Annotated in this window: 12 protein-coding genes and 1 pseudogene; 9 read left to right on the top strand and 4 right to left on the bottom strand. The window is 68.3% G+C overall.

Annotated features, from left to right (window positions below; translation table 11 throughout):
• Positions 1–210: 210 nt before the first annotated feature.
• Positions 211–2,001 carry a helix-turn-helix domain-containing protein gene (locus tag AOJ26_RS06540; protein ID WP_053847211.1) on the bottom strand — a complete coding sequence of 597 codons (1,791 nt, stop codon included), beginning with the start codon at positions 1,999–2,001 and terminating at the stop codon, positions 211–213.
• 159 nt (positions 2,002–2,160) lie between these two features.
• Here AOJ26_RS06540 and AOJ26_RS06535 point away from each other — a divergent pair, with 159 nt between their 5' ends.
• The 9 genes from AOJ26_RS06535 to AOJ26_RS06495 all read left to right on the top strand — a co-directional run bounded on the left by AOJ26_RS06535 (position 2,161) and on the right by AOJ26_RS06495 (position 11,936).
• Complete coding sequence (locus tag AOJ26_RS06535; protein WP_053847210.1) at positions 2,161–3,237, top strand: sugar ABC transporter substrate-binding protein; 1,077 nt, start codon at positions 2,161–2,163, stop codon at positions 3,235–3,237.
• Entirely contained in the window at positions 3,234–4,766 is a 1,533-nt protein-coding gene (locus AOJ26_RS06530) for a sugar ABC transporter ATP-binding protein (RefSeq protein WP_063790240.1), read from the top strand. The genes AOJ26_RS06535 and AOJ26_RS06530 overlap by 4 nt, the downstream gene beginning before the upstream one ends.
• Positions 4,763–5,743 (top strand): ABC transporter permease, encoded by a 981-nt coding sequence (locus AOJ26_RS06525; protein ID WP_053847208.1) that lies wholly within the window; start codon positions 4,763–4,765, stop codon positions 5,741–5,743. Before AOJ26_RS06530 ends, AOJ26_RS06525 begins: the two co-directional genes overlap by 4 nt.
• Positions 5,740–6,783: an ABC transporter permease gene (locus tag AOJ26_RS06520; protein WP_078959775.1), complete on the top strand. Its 1,044-nt coding sequence runs from the start codon at positions 5,740–5,742 to the stop codon at positions 6,781–6,783. The genes AOJ26_RS06525 and AOJ26_RS06520 overlap by 4 nt, the downstream gene beginning before the upstream one ends.
• The gene (locus tag AOJ26_RS06515) at positions 6,780–7,628 is read left to right on the top strand and encodes an SMP-30/gluconolactonase/LRE family protein (protein WP_053847206.1); all 849 of its coding nucleotides are present in this window, start codon (positions 6,780–6,782) and stop codon (positions 7,626–7,628) included. The genes AOJ26_RS06520 and AOJ26_RS06515 overlap by 4 nt, the downstream gene beginning before the upstream one ends.
• Positions 7,629–7,709: 81 nt before the next feature.
• Positions 7,710–8,468: a 3-oxoacyl-ACP reductase FabG gene (gene fabG / locus AOJ26_RS06510; protein ID WP_053847205.1), complete on the top strand. Its 759-nt coding sequence runs from the start codon at positions 7,710–7,712 to the stop codon at positions 8,466–8,468.
• The gene (locus tag AOJ26_RS06505) at positions 8,462–10,114 is read left to right on the top strand and encodes a long-chain fatty acid--CoA ligase (protein WP_234358470.1); all 1,653 of its coding nucleotides are present in this window, start codon (positions 8,462–8,464) and stop codon (positions 10,112–10,114) included. The genes fabG and AOJ26_RS06505 overlap by 7 nt, the downstream gene beginning before the upstream one ends.
• A 28-nt stretch (positions 10,115–10,142) precedes the next feature.
• Complete coding sequence (locus AOJ26_RS06500) at positions 10,143–11,321, top strand: thiolase family protein (RefSeq protein ID WP_053847204.1); 1,179 nt, start codon at positions 10,143–10,145, stop codon at positions 11,319–11,321.
• Between the two features lie 87 nt (positions 11,322–11,408).
• Positions 11,409–11,936 carry an ATP-binding protein gene (locus tag AOJ26_RS06495; protein ID WP_063790239.1) on the top strand — a complete coding sequence of 176 codons (528 nt, stop codon included), beginning with the start codon at positions 11,409–11,411 and terminating at the stop codon, positions 11,934–11,936.
• 109 nt (positions 11,937–12,045) lie between these two features.
• Here AOJ26_RS06495 and AOJ26_RS45040 read toward each other — a convergent pair.
• The 3 genes and pseudogenes from AOJ26_RS45040 to AOJ26_RS06485 all read right to left on the bottom strand — a co-directional run.
• A pseudogene (locus AOJ26_RS45040) lies at positions 12,046–12,500 on the bottom strand (transposase); the annotation flags it as partial.
• Positions 12,501–12,564: 64 nt separating this feature from the next.
• Positions 12,565–15,870 (bottom strand): alpha-L-rhamnosidase, encoded by a 3,306-nt coding sequence (locus tag AOJ26_RS06490; RefSeq protein WP_053847203.1) that lies wholly within the window; start codon positions 15,868–15,870, stop codon positions 12,565–12,567.
• A 196-nt stretch (positions 15,871–16,066) separates the two neighbouring features.
• On the bottom strand, positions 16,067–17,815 hold the full coding sequence (locus AOJ26_RS06485) for a glycoside hydrolase family 6 protein (protein ID WP_053847202.1): 1,749 nt from the start codon (positions 17,813–17,815) through the stop codon (positions 16,067–16,069).
• Between the last annotated feature and the right edge of the window lie 449 nt (positions 17,816–18,264).

Raw genomic sequence — 18,264 nt, 5'->3', positions numbered from 1 at the left:
GTCTGCCCGTCGACGTGTCCTACCCGAGGCGTACCGGTGATCAGCGCCGAGTGGCGCCGCCGTACCACCGGGACGGTCAAGTGTCCCCCGTGGCGGACCCGGAGCCCGGGACGGCAGCGCTTCCGACGTCGACTGCACTGGTCACGGCTTCCGACGGCGCCACCGTCAGCACCCTCGCCAAACATCACCGACACAGTCACGGGGTTGCGTCTAGATGCCCACCGAGACGCGTAATTGATGCATGCGGAGCGCGAGTTGGGTGTCAAGCGCCTCCGGCCCCCGCCAATCGCCGCCGAGTACGAGGTCGATGCGTTCCAGCCGCTTGAGCAGCGTGTTGAGATGGACTTGGAGGGCCCGCGCGGTCTGAGCCAGGCTGCCACGGTTGGCGAAGTACGTCACAGCGGTGGTGACGAGGTCGGTCGAGCGCTGAGCGTCGTATGCGAGGAGTGGGCCGATGGTGGCTGAGATGAAGCGGTCCAGTTCGTGGACGCGGTCAGGGGCGAAGAGGAGCGAGTAGAGCGCGTAGTCACCTGTTGTGGCGCCGTGGTCGGTCCTGCCCAGAGCGAGTGCGAGGTCGAGGCACCGGCTCGCCGTGGCGAATGCGCGGGCCCAGTCGTGGCCCTCAACATGTTCCCCCATGAGGTTGACATCGCGGTCGAGCTGCTTGCGTATGGCACGGTGTGCGTCGGCGACCGTCTCATCGACGTCTTCAGCATGCAGGAGCATGGTGGCTCGGCCGAGGTACTCACCGGCCAGGCCCGCGTGGTTGTGTGCGTATACGTGGAGTTGGCGTGACAGCTCAATGGTGGCTGCCGTCGTGGAGTCGGCGACCACGAGGAGGTTCAGTGTGTCCACGTCGATGCCACGCGCGCGTGTACGTGCCCGGTGCGCTGCGCTGACGGAGGGGCTGTTGACCAGCAGCTCTGTCATCAGCTCACCGCTGAGTCGCTCTGCCGCGTCGGCGACCGCGTTCTCCTTGAGGATCATCAGAGCGACGATGTGTGTGGCTCTTTCGAGCATGCGCAAGTCAGCCGAACTCGGGCTGGACGGCCGGCTCCAGACGAGAGCTCCGAGGTAGCTGTCTCCGGCCTGGACGACGGCGACACTGTGCGTGGCGGATGCGTCTTGCCGGGTCATGCATCGTCCCGTGCGACGCGCGCCCTCAAGAGCTTGTTTGATCCCGGGCCACGCCGGACTGCCGCTGTCATGGAGTGTCCGGTCGACGCCAGCGCTCGCCAACAGCGTGTTGTCGCGACCGAGGAAGACCACCGTGCCACCCATCTGATCGGCCAGGTGGCGGGTGACGTCCTTCGGTCCCCCGCCGGTGAGGACGACCTCGGTGAGCGCCTCGTGAACGGCTTGCGAGCGTTCGATCGTGGCGACGTGCTCCTCGATGACGCGGTAGGCCGACTGCAGCTTCTCGAGGGCGGTGCGACTCTGGTCGTACAGACGAGCGTTGTCGAGTGCGATCGCGGCATGATCTGCGAATGCGCTGAAGAGTGCGATCTCTTCCGAGCTGAACGACCTCTCCGAGCGGTCGGCGGCGAACAGGGCACCGACCGCCTGGCCGCGCACGAGCAAGGGCACCCCGAGCAGCGCGACCAGGCCTTCCCGTGCGACGAGTTCGTCGAATTCGTGGACGTGATGGAGCTCGTCGGCGACGAGGTAGTTGCTGACCCAGATCGGCTTGCGCCGCTCGATCACCTGCCCTCCGAGTCCGGTGCCGGAAGGAATACCGGCGGCCAGGAAGTCGGCGGAGATGGTGCCTTCCGAGGCGCGGACCGACAGTGCGTTGTCCGGGCCGAGCAGGGACAGGTACGTGAAGTCCGTGCCGATGAGTCCGTGAGCGTGGCGCACGATCGACCGCAGCACGTCATCGAGCTCGCCCAGCGCAGTCAGCGACCTGGCGGTCGCATAGAGCGACGAGAGCTCGCGCTTGCGCCGGAGGTGATAGGCCTGCGAGCTCTCGTCGGCGGGGTATGGCGACGCTGTCGACGTCATCTGCTTCACATCCTCCCGTCACGCCACCGTCATGGAATGGTGTGGGAAACATGCACCCCATGGCGCGTAGGAGTGGATTTTTCATACCTCTTCCACTGAAGGAACTGTACCTAATGTGACGCATGACGGAAGACACATCGAGGTGCCTGTGAGGAACCCATGAAGCCTGAAACACGCCTGGCCACAGGCGGGAAGACCACCCTGGGAAAGACCGGCTTCCTGCAGGTCAACAAGATCGCTCTGGCTGGGTCCCTGGTCGCCATGGCGGCACTGGCCGCCGGCTGCGCCGGCTCATCGTCGACAGCCGCCGGATCGTCGGGCACGGGCAACAGCGGCAGCCCCGCGGGCAAAACCGTCGACTTCATCGGCTACGGCAACACCAACCAGTGGGCCGCGTACTTCAACGGCGTCTTCGAGAAGAAGCTCAAGGCCGCCGACGTCAAGGTCAAGGACCTGACCACCATGGACGCGGGTACCGCGGTACAGAACTTCAACCAGGCGATCGCGGACAAGCCCGACCTCATCGTCACCGCGCTGCTCGACACGAAGTCGATGGCGGTTCCCATCGCCAAGGCGAAGCAGGCCGGGGTACCGGTGCTGGTCTTCGACGGCCGCCCCGATCCGAAGGTCGACGGAGACGTGCTTCAGGTCGTCAGCGACAACGTCGCACTCGGCAAGGCCGCCGCCGACAACATCATCGAGGGCCTCAAGGCACAAGGGCGCAACTCCGGCAACGTCATCGTCGTCACCGGCACCGCTTCCTCGCTGGTGACCCAGGATCGTATGCAGGGCTTCAGCGCCGAGATGGCGACCGCTCCCGGCTACAAGGTGATCGAAACCCAGGACGGCAACTGGGACCCCACGCTGTCGGGCCAGATCGCTACCCAGCTGCTGGCGAAGCACAGCTGCGACGGGATCCAGGCTGCCTACGGCATGGCGGACTACATGGCACTCCCGATCATCGCCTCGGCCAAGCAGGCGGGCTGCACGGTCGGTGGGAAGAACGGCCTGATCGTCACCAGCAGCAACTGCTTCAAAGCCGGAATCGACGCGATCAAGCAGGGCACCCTCTACGGCACGGCGACCGAGGATCCGGGCACGATCGCGAACCAGACGGCGGCCTACGTCCTGAAGTACCTCAGCGGCCAGAACCCCCCGCGGAAGCAGACCGTCAGGGAAGAGCGGATCACCGCCGCCAACGTCGACCAGTACGCCGCACAGTGCAGCCACGCATGAGCACCCAGCCACACGCTCCGGCCGGCCCTCCGCTGATGAGCGTCACAGGACTGCGCAAGACCTACGGCGACACGGTGGCCGTGCACGGCGCCGATCTCACGCTGCGGGCAGGAGAGGTGCACGCCTTGTGCGGGCACAACGGCGCCGGCAAGAGCACGGTCGTCAAGATGCTCTCGGGACAGGAGAGCCCCGAGGCCGGCACCATCGGCATCGACGGCGAGACTGTCGAGCTGCGCAACAGGGGCAGCGCTCAGCTGGCGGGCATCGCGCTGGTCGACCAGGAACTCAGCGTCGTGCCGGCCCTGACGGTGGCCGAGAATCTCTTTCTCGGCGATCGCAGCGCCGGGTGGTTTCACCGGCGTCGACAGGAACGAGCTCGTGCTCGCGACATGCTCGACGAGATGGGGCTCACGCACGTGCACCCCGACCAGCCACTCCGCTCGCTGGGACTCGGCGAGCGCCAACTGGTCGAGATCGCCAGGGCCATGGGGCAGCGTGCCCGCGTGGTCATCCTCGACGAGCCGACCGCGACCCTCAGCGACGTCGAGAGTGCGCGCGTCTATGCCGCCGTGCGCCGCGTAGCCGCCGCCGGCTGCTCGGTGCTCTTCGTCTCCCACAGGCTCGGCGAGGTGCTCCAGCTGTGCGACCGGGTGACGGTCATGCGCGACGGCCGCGTCGTGACCGTGGCCGACACGGCGAAACTCACCGTCCAGAGCCTGATCAGGCACATCCTCGGCGAGACGCCGGAGAACAGTCCCAAGCGGCCCGCGGACGTCGGCGAGGTGGCTCTGCGACTCCACGCGATCGCTGTGCCCGGACGGTTCGGGAGCCTTTCCCTCGACGCCCGTGCCGGGACTGTCTACGCACTGGCCGGCCAAGTGGGCTCAGGTGCCTCCGAGGTGCTGCGCGGCATAGCCGGTCTTGAGCCGGCGATGCGCGGGCGCGTCAGCGTCGGCGGACGGCATCTGCCTCCCGGTGATCCCGTTGCCGCATCGAACGGCGGCATCGCGTTCGCCTCCAACGACCGCAAGTCCGAGGGCCTGTTCCTGCGACGCTCCGTCGGCACGAACCTCATGGCCACGAGGATCCCGGCCTTCACCCGGGCCGGCGCGATCCGTAGCCGGGCGTGGCGGGCGTGCGAGCGCCGGCTCGCGGCGTCCTGCGGACTGCAGGAGCGCCTGGAGGTCGCGGTCGGTGACCTCAGCGGTGGCAAGCAGCAGAAGGTGTTCGTCGCACGGGCACTGGGACGCCCGGACGTGAAAGTGCTGCTCCTGGACGAACCCACGCGCGGTGTGGACGTCGGCGGGCGGGCGGCCGTCCACCGGCTCGTCCGCCAGGCCGCGGCCGACGGGATGACGGTCCTGTTCGCGTCCACCGAGCTCGACGAGCTCGTCGAACTCGCCGACGTCGTCGTCACGTTCCACAAGGGCGAGGTCGTCGCCCGGCACGACAGCGTGACCTCCGGGGACGCGCTGCTCTTCGAGATGACCCACGGCACCGCCGTGCACAAGGTGGGAGGCGCCCGGTGAGCACTGTGCAGACACCCCTGGACACCGCGGACACAGCCACGGGAGGCACCCGGCGCGCAGTCGCCTGGAGCGATGTCGTCGCCGCCCTTGCTCTCGTCGCCCTTCTGGTTCTCGGCGCGGCGACGCACCGCTTCTACACCTTCGACAACCTGCGTGCGGTTCTCACCTCTGCCAGCCTCGTCGGAATCGCCGCTCTCGGGCTGACCCTCATCGTAATCGCCGGGACGTCGGTCTCCCTCGCAATCTCCGAGACCGCCTCCGTGTGCGCCATGGTGTTCCTCGCGACCCAGTCGTGGAGTCTGGTTCCCTCACTGCTGGCCACGCTCGCCGCCGGCGCCGCCATCACGGCCCTGCAAGGCCTGGCAGTCGGGTACGGCGAGGCCAACCCCATCGTGCTGAGCATCGCGGCCGGCTTCGCTCTGGTCGGCGTGGCGACCTGGGTCACCGGAGGCAGCTCGGTCGCCCCTCGGGGCGCGGGTTACATCCACCTCAACGCGACGCCGGGCGGCATCGCGTTGAGTGTCTACGTACTCGTGGCCTTCACCGTCCTGCTCGAGCTCCTGCTCCGCCGATCAGGCTTCGGCAGGACGCTCTATCTCACGGGTGAGAACCGGCGCGCGGCCACCGCGGCCGGCCTTGCCGTCGGACGCACCATCACCGTCGCCTGGCTTCTGGCCGGCGCCCTGTTCGCGGTCGCGGCCTCCTTCAGCGGCGCTTTCAACACCACCGCGAACGTCAACCTCGGAGGCACCCTGACGTTCGACGCGATCGCCGCCGTACTCGCCGGCGGTACCCCGATCGCCGGAGGAAGCGGCTCAGCGGTTCGCACACTGTGCGGAGCCGTGCTGATCGCCGCCCTCTCCGACGTCCTGCTTCTGCGCGGCTACAGCACCGGGGCACAGGTCATGGTCAAGGGACTGATCGTGCTCGTCATCGTGGTCGTGGTCCACCTCCGGTCTCGCCAAGGAGCCCGATGATGTCCCGAACCTGGCTCGCCCGGGCCTTCCTGAGCCGGCCTGAGCGCCTGCTGCCGACCAGCGCACTGGGCATCGCCCTGCTGGCCTACCTGGCGCTCCCCCTCTACTCCGCCGGGCCGCCACTGGCCTTCGACACCTTCAACGCACTGCAGTTCTTCGCACGCCTCGCCCCACTCGTGCTGGGCCTGGGGCTCACGATGTTCGCCGGAGAGTTCGACCTCTCGATCGTCGGGACCTACGCCCTGGGAGGCATGCTCGCGGTGCAGTACGGCGGCGCCCACTGGGTCGTCGGCACAGCTGTCGCCCTCGCGGCGGGCGCCGTGATCGGCGCGGTCCAGGGCACCATCGTCGCCCGGTTCGGCATCTCCTCGATGCCGGTCACCCTGGGGACCTACATCGCGCTCCTGGGTCTGACCAAGTCGATCTCCGGCGGGCTCAGCAAGACCTACGACAACATCGCGGTGACCCTGTGGGTCGACAGACAGATCGCCGTCATCCTTTCGCCCCGAAGCCTGCTCGCGCTCGCCGCCTTCGCGGTCGTCGGCCTGCTCCTCGGGTGCTCACGCTGGGGACGGGAAGTCCGCGCCATCGGATCCGACCGCCGGGCCAGCCGGGTCTCCGGAGTACGCGCCGACCGCCTGCTCATCGGCCTGTTCGCCACCTCGGGTGTGCTTGCCGCGGCCTCCGGCGCCCTGCTCAACTTCAGCCTGGGCGCGGCCAACCCCGATCCCGGAATCCAGCCGCTGATCCTGGCCGCTGTCGGCGCGCTGCTCGGCGGGGTCTCACTGGCCGGCGGCCGTGGCAGTGTCGTCGGCCTCCTGGCCGGGGCACTGACGGTGTCCCTGCTCGCCCAGATCGTCACCGCCGCCGGCCTGCCGGGCTACCTCGCCCAGCTCTTCTACGCCGCACTGCTGGTTCTCATCGTCGCCGTCGAAGCGCCGGGTCTACGCCGGGCCTGGACCCGATCCTCCGTCAGGCTGCACTCACGCGGCTCAGCGGACCTCCCCGGGCCGGCCGACTCGAGAAAGGTCGCATCATGACCACACCAACCCGGCTGTACACGGGCTTCCGCTTCCCCGAAGGAGGCCGCTGGCATGACGGCCGGCTCTGGTTCTCCGACATGCACACCGGCGAGGTCTTCCGCGTCGATCCGGACGGCGACCAGTTGCCGGAGGTCGTCACCCGCATCGACGACCAGCCCTCCGGCCTCGGCTGGCTGACCGACGGATCACTGCTGATCAGCTCGATGCTGCGCCGAGTCGTGCTCAAGGACGACCTGAACGGCAGCCAGAGCGTCCACGCCGATCTGTCCGCGATGACGGACGCGCCTGTCAACGACATGGTCGTCGACGAGTCCGGCACCGCCTACCTCGGCGGTTTCGGCTACGACCTGTACGCCGGCGCGCCGCAGGAACCCGGCCCCGTCTTCGCGATCTCACCTACGGGGGAGGCGCGCGTGGCGGAATCCGACATGGTCTTCCCCAACGGCTCAGTGATCCTGCCCGGCACCAGGACGCTCGTAGTGGCCGAGACCTGGGCAGCACGTCTGACCGCCTTCGACATCGGCGAGGACGGCGAGTTGAGCGGGAAGCGTCTGTGGGCCCCGCTGCCCGCCGGCTCCACGCCCGACGGCCTGTGCGTCGATGCCGAGGGCGGTGTGTGGGTCTCGTGCATCGTGAACGGTCGCTTCATCCGCGTCCTGGCCGGCGGCGAGGTCACCGACGTCGTCGACGTGCCGGGCCGTTGCGCGGCTGACTGCGCACTCGGCGGCCACGACGGGCGCAGCCTGTATCTGCTCACCTCCAACAGCTGGCAGCCCGCGGAGACCGAGGAGCGGCAGGGCTGGATCGAGACCGTCCGCGTCGACGTCCCCGGCCTTCCGTAGCCCTCAAATCCCTGATCACTCCCGGCTGCCTGTCACTCGGTGCCGTACGTCGGGAGTATCCGTTGACCGAAAGAGATACCCATGCCTGACCAGTCCCGCGTCGCGATCGTGACCGGAGCCGCCCGCGGTATCGGCGCAGCCGTTGCCCGACGCCTCGCCGGAGACGGCCACCGCGTAGCCGTGGTCGACCTCGATGCCGCATCCTGCACGCCGGTTGTCGACGCCATCGTCTCTGCCGGCGGCTCCGCCATCGGGTTGGGAGCCGACATCGGTGAAGAGGCGGCTGTCAACGCGGCGGTCGAGGAGTGTGCGGAGAGGCTCGGTGCACCCACGATCCTGATCAACAACGCCGGCATCACCCGCGACAACCTCTTGTTCAAGATGACCACCGCGGACTGGGACAGCGTGATGAGTGTCCACCTCCGTGGAAGCTTCCTGATGAGCCGGGCGGTACAGCGCTGGATGGTCCAGGAGCGATGGGGACGGATCGTCTCCATGTCGAGCACCTCGGCCCTCGGCAACCGCGGTCAGGCCAACTACGCGGCGGCCAAGGCCGGTCTCCAGGGCTTCACCAAGACCCTCGCCATTGAGCTCGGGCCCTTCGGGATCACCGTCAACGCGATCGCCCCCGGCTTCATCGCCACCGACATGCTCGAGGCCACCGCAGCACGCATGGGCAAGACGTACGACGAACTGCTCGCCGAGTTCGCCGGCGACATCCCGGTCGGCCGCACGGGCACGGTCGAGGACATCGCCGCGGCAGTGTCCTTCTTCGTCAAGGACGAGGCATCCTTCACCACCGGTCAGACCCTCTACGTCGCGGGTGGTCCCCGATGCTGAGCCCGGACGACACCATCGGTCTCAGCGAGGTCATGTCGGGACTCATGCAGCCGCGTCCCCTGACCGTCGCACACATCCTGGAGCGCGCCGAGCTGCTCTACTCCCACAAGCTCGTCGTCAGCGCCGGTACGGAGCACCTCACCTACGCCGATGTCACCGACCATGCCCGGCGCCTCGCCACCGTGCTGGAGAGGCTCGAAGTGCCCCGCGGCGCCCGGGTGGCAACCTTCGCAAGCAACAATCGGCGCCATCTCGAGCTCTATCTCGCGGTGCCGGCCACCAAGCGGGTCCTGCACACCATCAACATCCGGCTCAGCGCGGAACACATCGAGTTCATCGTCAACCACGCCAAGGACGACGTGATCTTCGTCGACCGGGCGCTCCTGCCACGGATCTGGCCCAGCGTCGAACGGATGCCAGGGGTGCGGCACTGGGTCGTGCTCCCGGACGACAGCGACGTCGCGATCCCCTCGGATCCGCGCATCTGTGACTACGACGAACTGATCTCCCGTGCTGATGCCTTCACGGGGTCGTTCGAGCAGGCCTTCACGCTCGCAGACGAGCACCTCGCCTCAGGCCTGTGCTACACCTCCGGTACCACCGGACCGCCCAAGGGCGTTCTCTACAGCCACCGTTCGACGGTCCTGCACTGCCTCGGCGTCCTGGCGGCCGGCTTCATCGGCCTGAGCGAGAACGATGTCGTCATGCCGATCGTGCCGATGTTCCACGCCAACGCCTGGGGTCTGCCCTACGGCGCGATGATGGCCGGGGCCTCGCTCGTGCTGCCGGGACCGTCAGCCGAACCCGGGCATCTGCTCCAGCTCATGGAGACCGAACGCGTGAGCATCGCCGCAGCGGTGCCCACCGTGTGGACCAGCCTGACTCCTGAGCTCTCGGCTCACGACCTGAGCGCCGTGCGGTTCCTGCTGGGCGGCGGCTCCGCGGTCCCGGACTCGCTGTCGGAGGCGTATCGCGCTGCCGTCGGCGTACCCATCACACACTCATGGGGGATGACCGAGGTCAGCCCCGTCGGCGCCATCGGCGGCACGCGCAGCCAGCACCGGCCGCTCAGCACCGAGGAACAAACCGCTGTGCGCGCCGCCCAGGGCCAGCCGCTCCCGCTGGTGAACATGCGCCTCCTGGACATCGAGACCGGTGAGAAGCTCCCTCGTGACGGCCACTCCGTCGGCGAGCTGCAGGTCGCCGGTCCCTGGGTGGCGGGTGGCTACTTCCGTGTCGAGGCAGACGACAGCTTCACCGAGGACGGATGGTTGCGCACCGGCGATCTGGCCACCATCGATGCCGACGGCTACGTCCGGCTCGTGGACCGGATGAAGGATCTGATCAAGTCCGGAGGCGAATGGATCTCCTCGGTCGAGCTGGAGACGGCGATCGCCTCCCACCCCGACGTCGTCGAAGTCGCCGTGGTCGCCCGACCGGACCCGCGCTGGACCGAGAGGCCTGTCGCCTACGTCGCCCTGTGCGAGGGCAGCGCGACCAGCGCTGAGGACCTGCTGCACCACATCTCTCCCAAGGTGGCGAAGTGGTGGCTGCCCGACGAGTTCGTCTTCATGACCACCCTGCCGAAAACCGGCACAGGCAAGCTGTCGAAGACCGCCCTTCGAGCCTCGACCCGCATCGCATGAGCCGGACTCGTCCCGGAAAGGAGGCGCTATGAAAGACGAGCGGATCGTCATCCTCAACGGCGCACGCACACCCATCGGAAGTTTCGGCGGCGCCCTCAGCCCAGTCCCCGCCCACGAACTCGGCGCAACGGCTGCTCGCGAGGCGTTGCGGCGCAGCGGCGTCGATCCCGCCGAGGTCGACGAGGTCGTCATGGGCTGCGTCGGCCAGGTCGGCGCCGACACCTTCAACGCCCGCCGCGTCGCCATGGCCGCCGGCCTGCCCACCCACGTCCCGGCGTACACCGTCAACCGACTGTGCGGCTCGGGATTGCAGGCGGTGTGGTCGGCCGCGATGCAGCTGCGCTGCGGCGACGCCGAGATCGCGCTCGCGGGCGGGGACGAGTCGATGTCGCGCATGCCGTTCTACGACTTCGGCGCCCGCGGCGGCTACCGGCTCAGCCACCGCGAGCTCGCCGACGGCACGCTCATGATGCTGACCGACCCTTTTCACGACATCCCCATGGGAATCACCGCCGAGAACGTCGCCGAGAAGTACCACGTGTCCCGGCAGGAGCAGGACGAGTTCGCCGTCGAGTCGCAGCGTCGATGCGCCGCCGCCTCCGCGAACGGCATCTTCGCCGACGAGATCGTTCCGGTCGAGATCACAGGCCGCAGGACACAGATCGTCGACCAGGACGAGCACCCCAGGCCCGGAACGTCTCTGGAGACCCTGCGAACGCTCCGGCCTGCCTTCCGCGCCGGCGGCACGGTCACTGCGGGCAATTCCTCAGGCATCAACGACGGTGCCGCCGCGCTGGTCGTCGCCCGCGAGACCGCGGCGATCACACGCGGCCTACGTCCCCTGGTCGCACTGGAAGCCGTCGCGGCTGCGGCAATGGAGCCCGAGCTGATGGGCTACGCGCCGGTACTGGCGCTGCGCAAGCTGTTCGAGAAGACCGGCACAGCACCCTCCGACATCGACGTGTTCGAAGTCAACGAGGCCTTCGCAGCGCAAGCTGTCGCCTGCATCCGCGACGCGAAGCTCGACCCGGCACGCGTCAACCCCCACGGCGGCGCGATCGCGCTCGGCCATCCGGTCGGCGCCACCGGTGCGATCTTGACCTTGCGGATCGCCCAGGACCTGGTCCGCCGCGACCTCGAACTCGGCGTCGTCACCCTGTGCATCGGCGGCGGGCAAGCCCTTGCCGCCATGTTCCGCCGGTTGTGACAGGCATCGGCACCAGCCGTCCTGTCGATCCCTTCGCAACCACCCAGACCAGCAACTCCCGCACACCACACCAGGAGGTGGCCCCTCATGAATGCTTCGGCCGAACAGCGAAGGCCCAAGACGCCTGACCCTCCCACCACCGTCGAACACATCCTCATGCTGCTGCACACGCCTGAAGCCGTTCGATCGATGCGCCACCGCGCGCGCACGATCCTCGAAGCGGAGGCCCTGCCCGAGGACACCGTCCACGACGCGCTCCTGGTGATTTCCGAACTCACCACGAACGCTCTCCGCCACGCGCTGCCGCCCGCCTACCTCCGCTTGTCCGTGCCGGCCGCCGATGGGTGCCGCATGGTGCGGATCGAGGTCACCGACTCGGGCACGGCCTGTCACCCCCACCTGTCCCCGGGCCACAAGCACCCCGAGGAACACGGCCGCGGCCTGGGAATCGTCAGCGCCCTCTCCACGCGGTGCGGCAGCCGCGCCCACCGCAGTCGGAGCGTCCGGTGGGCCGAGCTGACGGCACCGCTGGACTCGCCCGCTTCAGAAGCCCCTTCCGGCCCGATCGCAGCGATGAGGCCACGGCTGTCGCTCCTGCCATCGTGGGGTGTCTGAGCACAGAGTGCGGAAGTGCGTGGCCCGGGCGTGGTGTCGATCCGGCCGGTGACGCGCGCGACGTTGCAGGCCATCGCGGCGAGGACACACTGGACGTGGGTGCGGGCCGGCTTGCGGTGGCGGAGCCGTCCCGAGGTGCCAGACGCAGAGCGTCTCAGCGGGACGGTCCTGACTGCGGCCGGCCTCCAACGCGCACATGATCGGGTACAGCCATCCGGGAACGGGAATGTGCTGGTCCTTGCCCCGGCCGCAGGTGTGGCACAGGATCCGGCGTCCGGCCACGGTCCGGCCGGCTTGTCCCGGCCGTCGATGTCACGTGCTTGCCCGCGGCAGCAGCAACGGGGCCAGGGCCCGCCGCAGCCGATCGACTTCGACCCTGGCACTTGAGTCGGCGGCGCAGAGCCCTCCGCGACCGCGGCGGTGTTCACCCCACCAGCGACACCTCCGCCATTGACCTCACCAGCCCGTCCGCGCACGAACCGCGTCGGCAAGCTCGAACGACGCATCCGAACGAGCGGTGCGGCAGGAGCAGAACTCGTCCCGGAAGCAGGGCAGTTCCGCCAGCGATTCGTGCTGGGTATCGTGATACCGCGGACCAAGCCAGTAGGGAACGCAACTGTCCGGCGATTCATCCGGCCTGGGCCAGGCGTCCGAGACGGGTGTCGACGCCGAAGCTGTAGGACCCCGATCCGACCTCGAACACGGCATTCCCGTGCTCCATCCGCAGGAACCGCACGCCCCTGGCGTCGCCGGCCGGACGGCCGCCTTCAGTGACCGCCCAACGGTTCCCGGCCGGGACGTGGACCTCCGCGACCGTGTTCACCGGAACCGTCACCCGCAGAGCGAAGCGGCCGTGGTCGGTGTCCCAACGCGACGACAGCAGGCCGTACACGGTCTTGAGGCTCCCGGAGCCCTCCGTCAGGTTCCCGCCGGGCGTCGGCGCGATCCGGGAACGCTTGTAGCCGGGCTCGATCGCGGAGAGACCGCCGATGTTCTGGAACATCCAGTCGCCCACGGCGCCGTAGGCGTAGTGGTTGAAGGAGTTCATCTCGACCGGGCCGAAGCTGCCGTCGGGCATGATCGAGTTCCAGCGCTCCCACATGGTGGTGGCGCCGTTGACGACCTCGTACCCCCACGAGGGGTAGTCCGTGTGCAGCAGCATCCTGTACGCCAGGTCGTCCCTGCCGATCCTGCTCAGCGCCGGCAGCAGCAACGGCGTACCGATGAACCCGGTGCGCAGGTGGTGGTCGGTGACCGCCAGCTTGGCCACGAACTTCCCGCCGACCTTCTCGACCAGCGCGGGGTCCGTGACGAGATCCATGGCGAGGGCCATCGCGTATCCGGTCTGCGAGTTGCCCTTCACGGTGCCGTCCTCTGCGACGTAGGCCTTGGTGAAGGCGGCGCGGATGTCGGCGGAGAGTTTGCGGTAGTCGGCGGCCGCCGCATCGTCACCCAGGGCCTTGGCGACCTCGGCCATCATGCGGGCGTCCTCGGCGAAATAGGCCGTGCCCAGGATGCCCTGCTCGGTCGGGTCGTCGAGGTTCAGCCAGTCATTGGTGAAGAAGGTGGTGCGCCCGGGTTCGAGCAGGTCCGGTCCGGCGCTGTCGCGCACGAACTGGAAGAACTTCCGCATGGCGGAGTAGTTCTCGCGCAGGATGCGGGTGTCGCCGTAGGAGTGCCACACGTGGTACGGCACGGTGATCATCACGTCGTCCCAGCCGACACCGCTGTCGCCGAACTGCCCCTGTGGCGTCGGCACGACCGCGGGCAGGTCACCGTTGGCGTACTGGGAGTTGCGCACGTCCGTCATCCAGTGGGACAGGAACGCGCGGGTGTCGACGAGGTAGTTGGCGGTCGGTGCGAACAGGCTGATGTCTCCCGTCCAGCCCAGGCGCTCGTCGCGGGCCGGGGTGTCGGTGGGAATGGACAGGAAGTTGCCTCGCTGGCTCCAGGAGATGTTGCTCACCAGTTGGTCGAGCATGCCGTCCGAGGTCTTGAGGGTGCCGGTACGGGCGAGATCGGATCCCCATACGACGCCCTTGACGTCGGAGAGCGCGGGAGGCTCGGTCACTCCGGTGATCTCGACGTAGCGGAAGCCGTGTTGGGTGAAGGTGGGCTCGTACGTCGACGTTCCGGTCTCGGCGAACGTGAAGCGGTCGGTGACCTTGGCCGTGCGGAAGTTGTCGGTGTAGAGGGTGCCGTTCTTGTTGAGCACTTCCGCGTAGCGGATTCTGACGGTCTGTCCGGCAGCACCGGTGAGAGTCAGCCTGGACACGCCGACCATGTTCTGGCCGAGGTCGTAGACGTAGGTGCCGGTGGCGGGTTCGGTCATCTTCCGGGCCTTGAGCACCTGGGTCTCACGCACCGGCTCGTCGGTCTGCGGGACCAGGAGTGCGGTGTGCGACTCGACGGTCACGGCGGGGACCCACCGTGTGTCGTCGAATCCCGGCCGGCTCCAGCCCGACGGCTGCAAGCGGGCGTCGTAGGTCTCGCCGTCCTGGAGGTCGGCCTTCACGTAGGGTCCCTCCGACGTCTTCCAGGAACCGTCCGTGCCGATCCACTGGACAGAACCGTCGGTGTAGGCGATGCGTACCTTGGCCACCAGAGCGGGGGCGTCTCCGTACTGACGGCTCCAGCCGAGCCCGACCTTGCCGGACCACCAGCCGTCTGCCAGGGAGGCGCCGATCGCGTTGTCGCCGTCGGCGAGCAGTTCGGTCACGTCGTAGGTCTGGGCCTGGATGCGCTGGTGGTAGTTCGTCCAGCCCGGGGCGAGCACCTGGTCACCGACCCGCTGTCCGTTGAGCTCCAGCTGGTAGATCCCCAGTGCCGAGGCGTAGACCCGTGCGGAGGCGACCTTCTTGCCGGTCTCGGTGGCGAAGTCCTTGCGCAGCAGCGGCAGCGGGCGGGACGGGGGTGCGTACAGTGCGTCGGTGGTGCCGGACACCACTAGGGCGGAGTCGACGATGTCACCGCCGGTGAACGGATTGCGCCCGGAGGCGAAGTCGGTGTTCAGCAGCGTGCTGCCGTCGGCGCCGGTGACCACGACGTCGTAGACCGTGCCCTTCTCGCTGCAGCACGCGTGCGTGCGGAAGCCGAGGTAGCCCTTCGGGAAGGTGGAGTCGGTGAAGGTGTTGACCGGTTTGCCGTCGAGGGTCGTGCTGATGGTGCTGCCCGTCACGTCGTAGCGGACGCTGTGCCGGCCGGTGAGGAGGCCCTCGTCGGTGAATCCGTAAGGGGCGAGATCCACCTCCTGGAGCAAGGAGTAGCCGCCGTTGACCTGCTTGTGCAGTCTCAGCATCGGGGTCGGCCCGGTGACGCTGAACTGCCACATGTAGCCGTTGCTCGTATCAGGGGCGCGCAGGAACATGCCGAAGGCGGCGCTGTCGAGCTTGAAGTCGACCGTGGCCGTGTAGTCGGTCCACTTGTCCAGCTCGCTCGGAGCCGCGGGACGCGTGATCCACCGGGTATCGTCCCAGTCGCCGGGGTGCAGCAGGCCGGTCTCGAAGTACGCGCCCGTGCTCCACCGGGTCGCTGCTCCCCTGTCGTCCCAGGCCCGGACGCGCCAGTAGTAGCGCGTGGCCGCCTTGAGGCCGGGACCGCCGTACCTGACGTCGACCTGGCGGTCGGAGGCCACCTTGCCCGACGACCACACATCGGCCGACCCCGGTGTACGCCCCACCTGGATCTGGTAGGCCCGCTGCGATGTGGCGCGTCGGGCCGACATCGACTGCCAGCCGAAGACCGGGTCCTCACCGCCGATGCCCAACGGGTTCACCCGGCCGTTGGTGGTCAATGCCTTCACGGCGAACGGCGCATCCGGCGCTGCCGCGGTCGCGGGGGACACCGAAGCCGGCAGGAGGGCCGCTCCTGCCGCCACCGTGAATATGACGAAGCCCCTGAGGAGTCCGGACAGGAACGCGCGTTTGCGGAGCACGGCATCTCCATTGCTTGAAACGTTTCAAAAGCACGGATTTCGGGGACCCTACTCAGGTTGTGCGGAACACGTCAAGCAAGAGGAAGCGAATGCCCGCGCCGGGGCCCATGTACTGAGCCCCGGCAAGACATCCGGCAGGGGGTGTGGCCCGCCGGGGCGCTCCCTTCCGTGAGGGCGCACCCAGGCGGGCGGGCCGCTACGGCAGCGGCGGGTAGGCGTTCTGCATCAACTGCTGGAACTGGGCGGGGAACCAGTGGCCGGCCACCGGCGCGTTCGGCAGGGCCCCGGTGGGGTTGTTGCCGTTGCGGGCGTTGCCGCCGTAGGTGGGATCGCACATGCGGTCGAAGCCCTTGCCCTCGTCGTTGGGCACGGCAGAGCTGGAGCCGTCGGACTCCCCCGGCGGCTTGACCCACACATAGGCGTCGATCCCGGTGGCCGGGGCCGCGGTGGGCCGCTCGCCGATCCCCGCGCCGCTCTGGTTGCACCAGTTGCCGGCGTGGATGCGCCGGTCGATGCGGCTGCCGTTGACGTAGTCGTCGACGGAGGTCGTCGGGCCCGCCTTGGTGGGCCGCGCGGTGCCGCCCCAGCCGTTGCGCGAGGTGTCGATCAGCATGCCGAGACCCGACTCGAACCCGGCCGCGACCAGCTTGTCCCGCAACGCCTGGGCGAAGGACTGCTCGTCCACGTACTGGTTCCAGTCCACCCACTTCGACTGGCGCACGGTCTGGCCGTTCACCATGTCGGTGACCTTGTAGTACGGCTCCTTGGTGGGGCTGGTGTTCGCGGTGTTGACGATGAAACCGGCCACGTCGCTCACGCTCGCGCCGTTGGTCGTGGCGACCTTGGCGAACTCCTGCACGGACGGGCCCAGGTTGCTGTCCCAGCCCAGCCAGCCATGGTGGCCGGCATCGATGTAGTTGTACACGTTGGCGAGGGCACCGAGCTTGTCGAGAGCGTAGGAGACGCCCTTCTCGTAGTTGCCGTTGCTCTTCATCGTCACGCACGCGTCGGTGGTGGTGTTGGTGCCACCGGCGTTGGTGACCAGGTTGGGCAGCGAGTCGGGCTCGATGACGGTGGCGATCCGCAGGCCCGCGTACTTCGCGTCGGAGAGGATCGACGTGATCGGGTCGATGTACTGGCTCTTGTACTTGTCGAGGTCGTTCGGTCCCAGTTCGCCGTTGGAGGCGAGGGCGGCGCAGTCACGGCCCGGCAGGTCGTAGATGACCAGCTGGACGACGAGTTCACCGCTGCCCTTCTGCGTCAGCGCCTCGTCCAGGTGGGCGCGCAGCCCCATGCCGCCGTTCACGCCGTTGATGGCGGCGATGCGGTCCAGCCACACGGCGGTGGGCTGGTTCGATATGCGGCTGCCGCCCGGTTCGGCGGCAGCCTTCGCCGACCACTCCGGGTTCACGTAGACCTTCGCGCCCACGTACGGGTTGGCGGCCTTCGGACCGCCCGGGCCCGGATCCGTCGGTCCCGGATCGGTGGGCCCCGGGTCCGTGGGTCCCGGGTCGGTCGGCCCGCCGCCGTCGACGTTGCAGGTCACGCCATCGAGGGTGAACGTGGCCGGAATCGCGTTGGTCCCGCTGTAGGACGCCTGGAAACCGAAGCCGACCGAACCTCCGGTGGCGAGCGTGCCGTTGTAGCTCTCGTTGGCGGTCGTCACAGAAGTGCCGCTCTGGCTGACCTTCGCGTTCCAGCCGTTGCTGATCCTCTGATTACCGGCGTACGACCACTTCAGCGACCAACTCGACTTGGCGGCGCTGTTGTTGGTGATCGTGACGGCGGCGGTGAAGCCGGTGTCCCACTGGTTCTGCACCTTGTAGTCCACCGTGCAGGGCGCGGCCGCCGCGACGGCGCCGGCGGGCGCCGAGACGAGTGCGGCCGCCGAGGTCCCGCTGAGCAGCGCGAGCGCTGCGAGCAATGAGGTTTTGGTGCGACTCATGATGACGGGTTCCTTCTGGTTGGAGGATTTCTCCGCTGATTGAGCACGCGCAGGTGATCGTGCACCGTGATGCGAACGGGTCGACGTGGCCTCGTGGCGAAGGTCAGGGACGGCTCAGAACAGCCGTCGGCTGACGGTCGGTGCTCTGGCCACGAGGCCCACGGGAGAACTCGTTTTGGGAGCGCTCCCCAATCGGAGTTCAACGGGTGGAGCGGGCGGCGCCCCCGAGTTCGAGCGTTGTCGGAGCGTCGAAGGCATCCACTCAGGCGGCAGGAGCGTCCGAGCCGACACTCGCGTCGGTCAAGACCAAGCCCGACCAGCTGTCGTTCGTGACGCATCGCCGGTGAAGGCCGGCGGCCGGTCGCCGACTGCCGGACGTGCGCAGGGCGTTGGGGTTCACCACCGATGCTTGGAAGCCGAGGTCCCGCTGATCGGCCACGGCGCGTCCG

This window comes from Streptomyces sp. NRRL B-24085 (genome assembly GCF_001282115.1).
In the GTDB taxonomy this organism is placed as follows: domain Bacteria; phylum Actinomycetota; class Actinomycetes; order Streptomycetales; family Streptomycetaceae; genus Streptomyces.
This window is presented reverse-complemented; position numbering and strand designations above follow the sequence as displayed.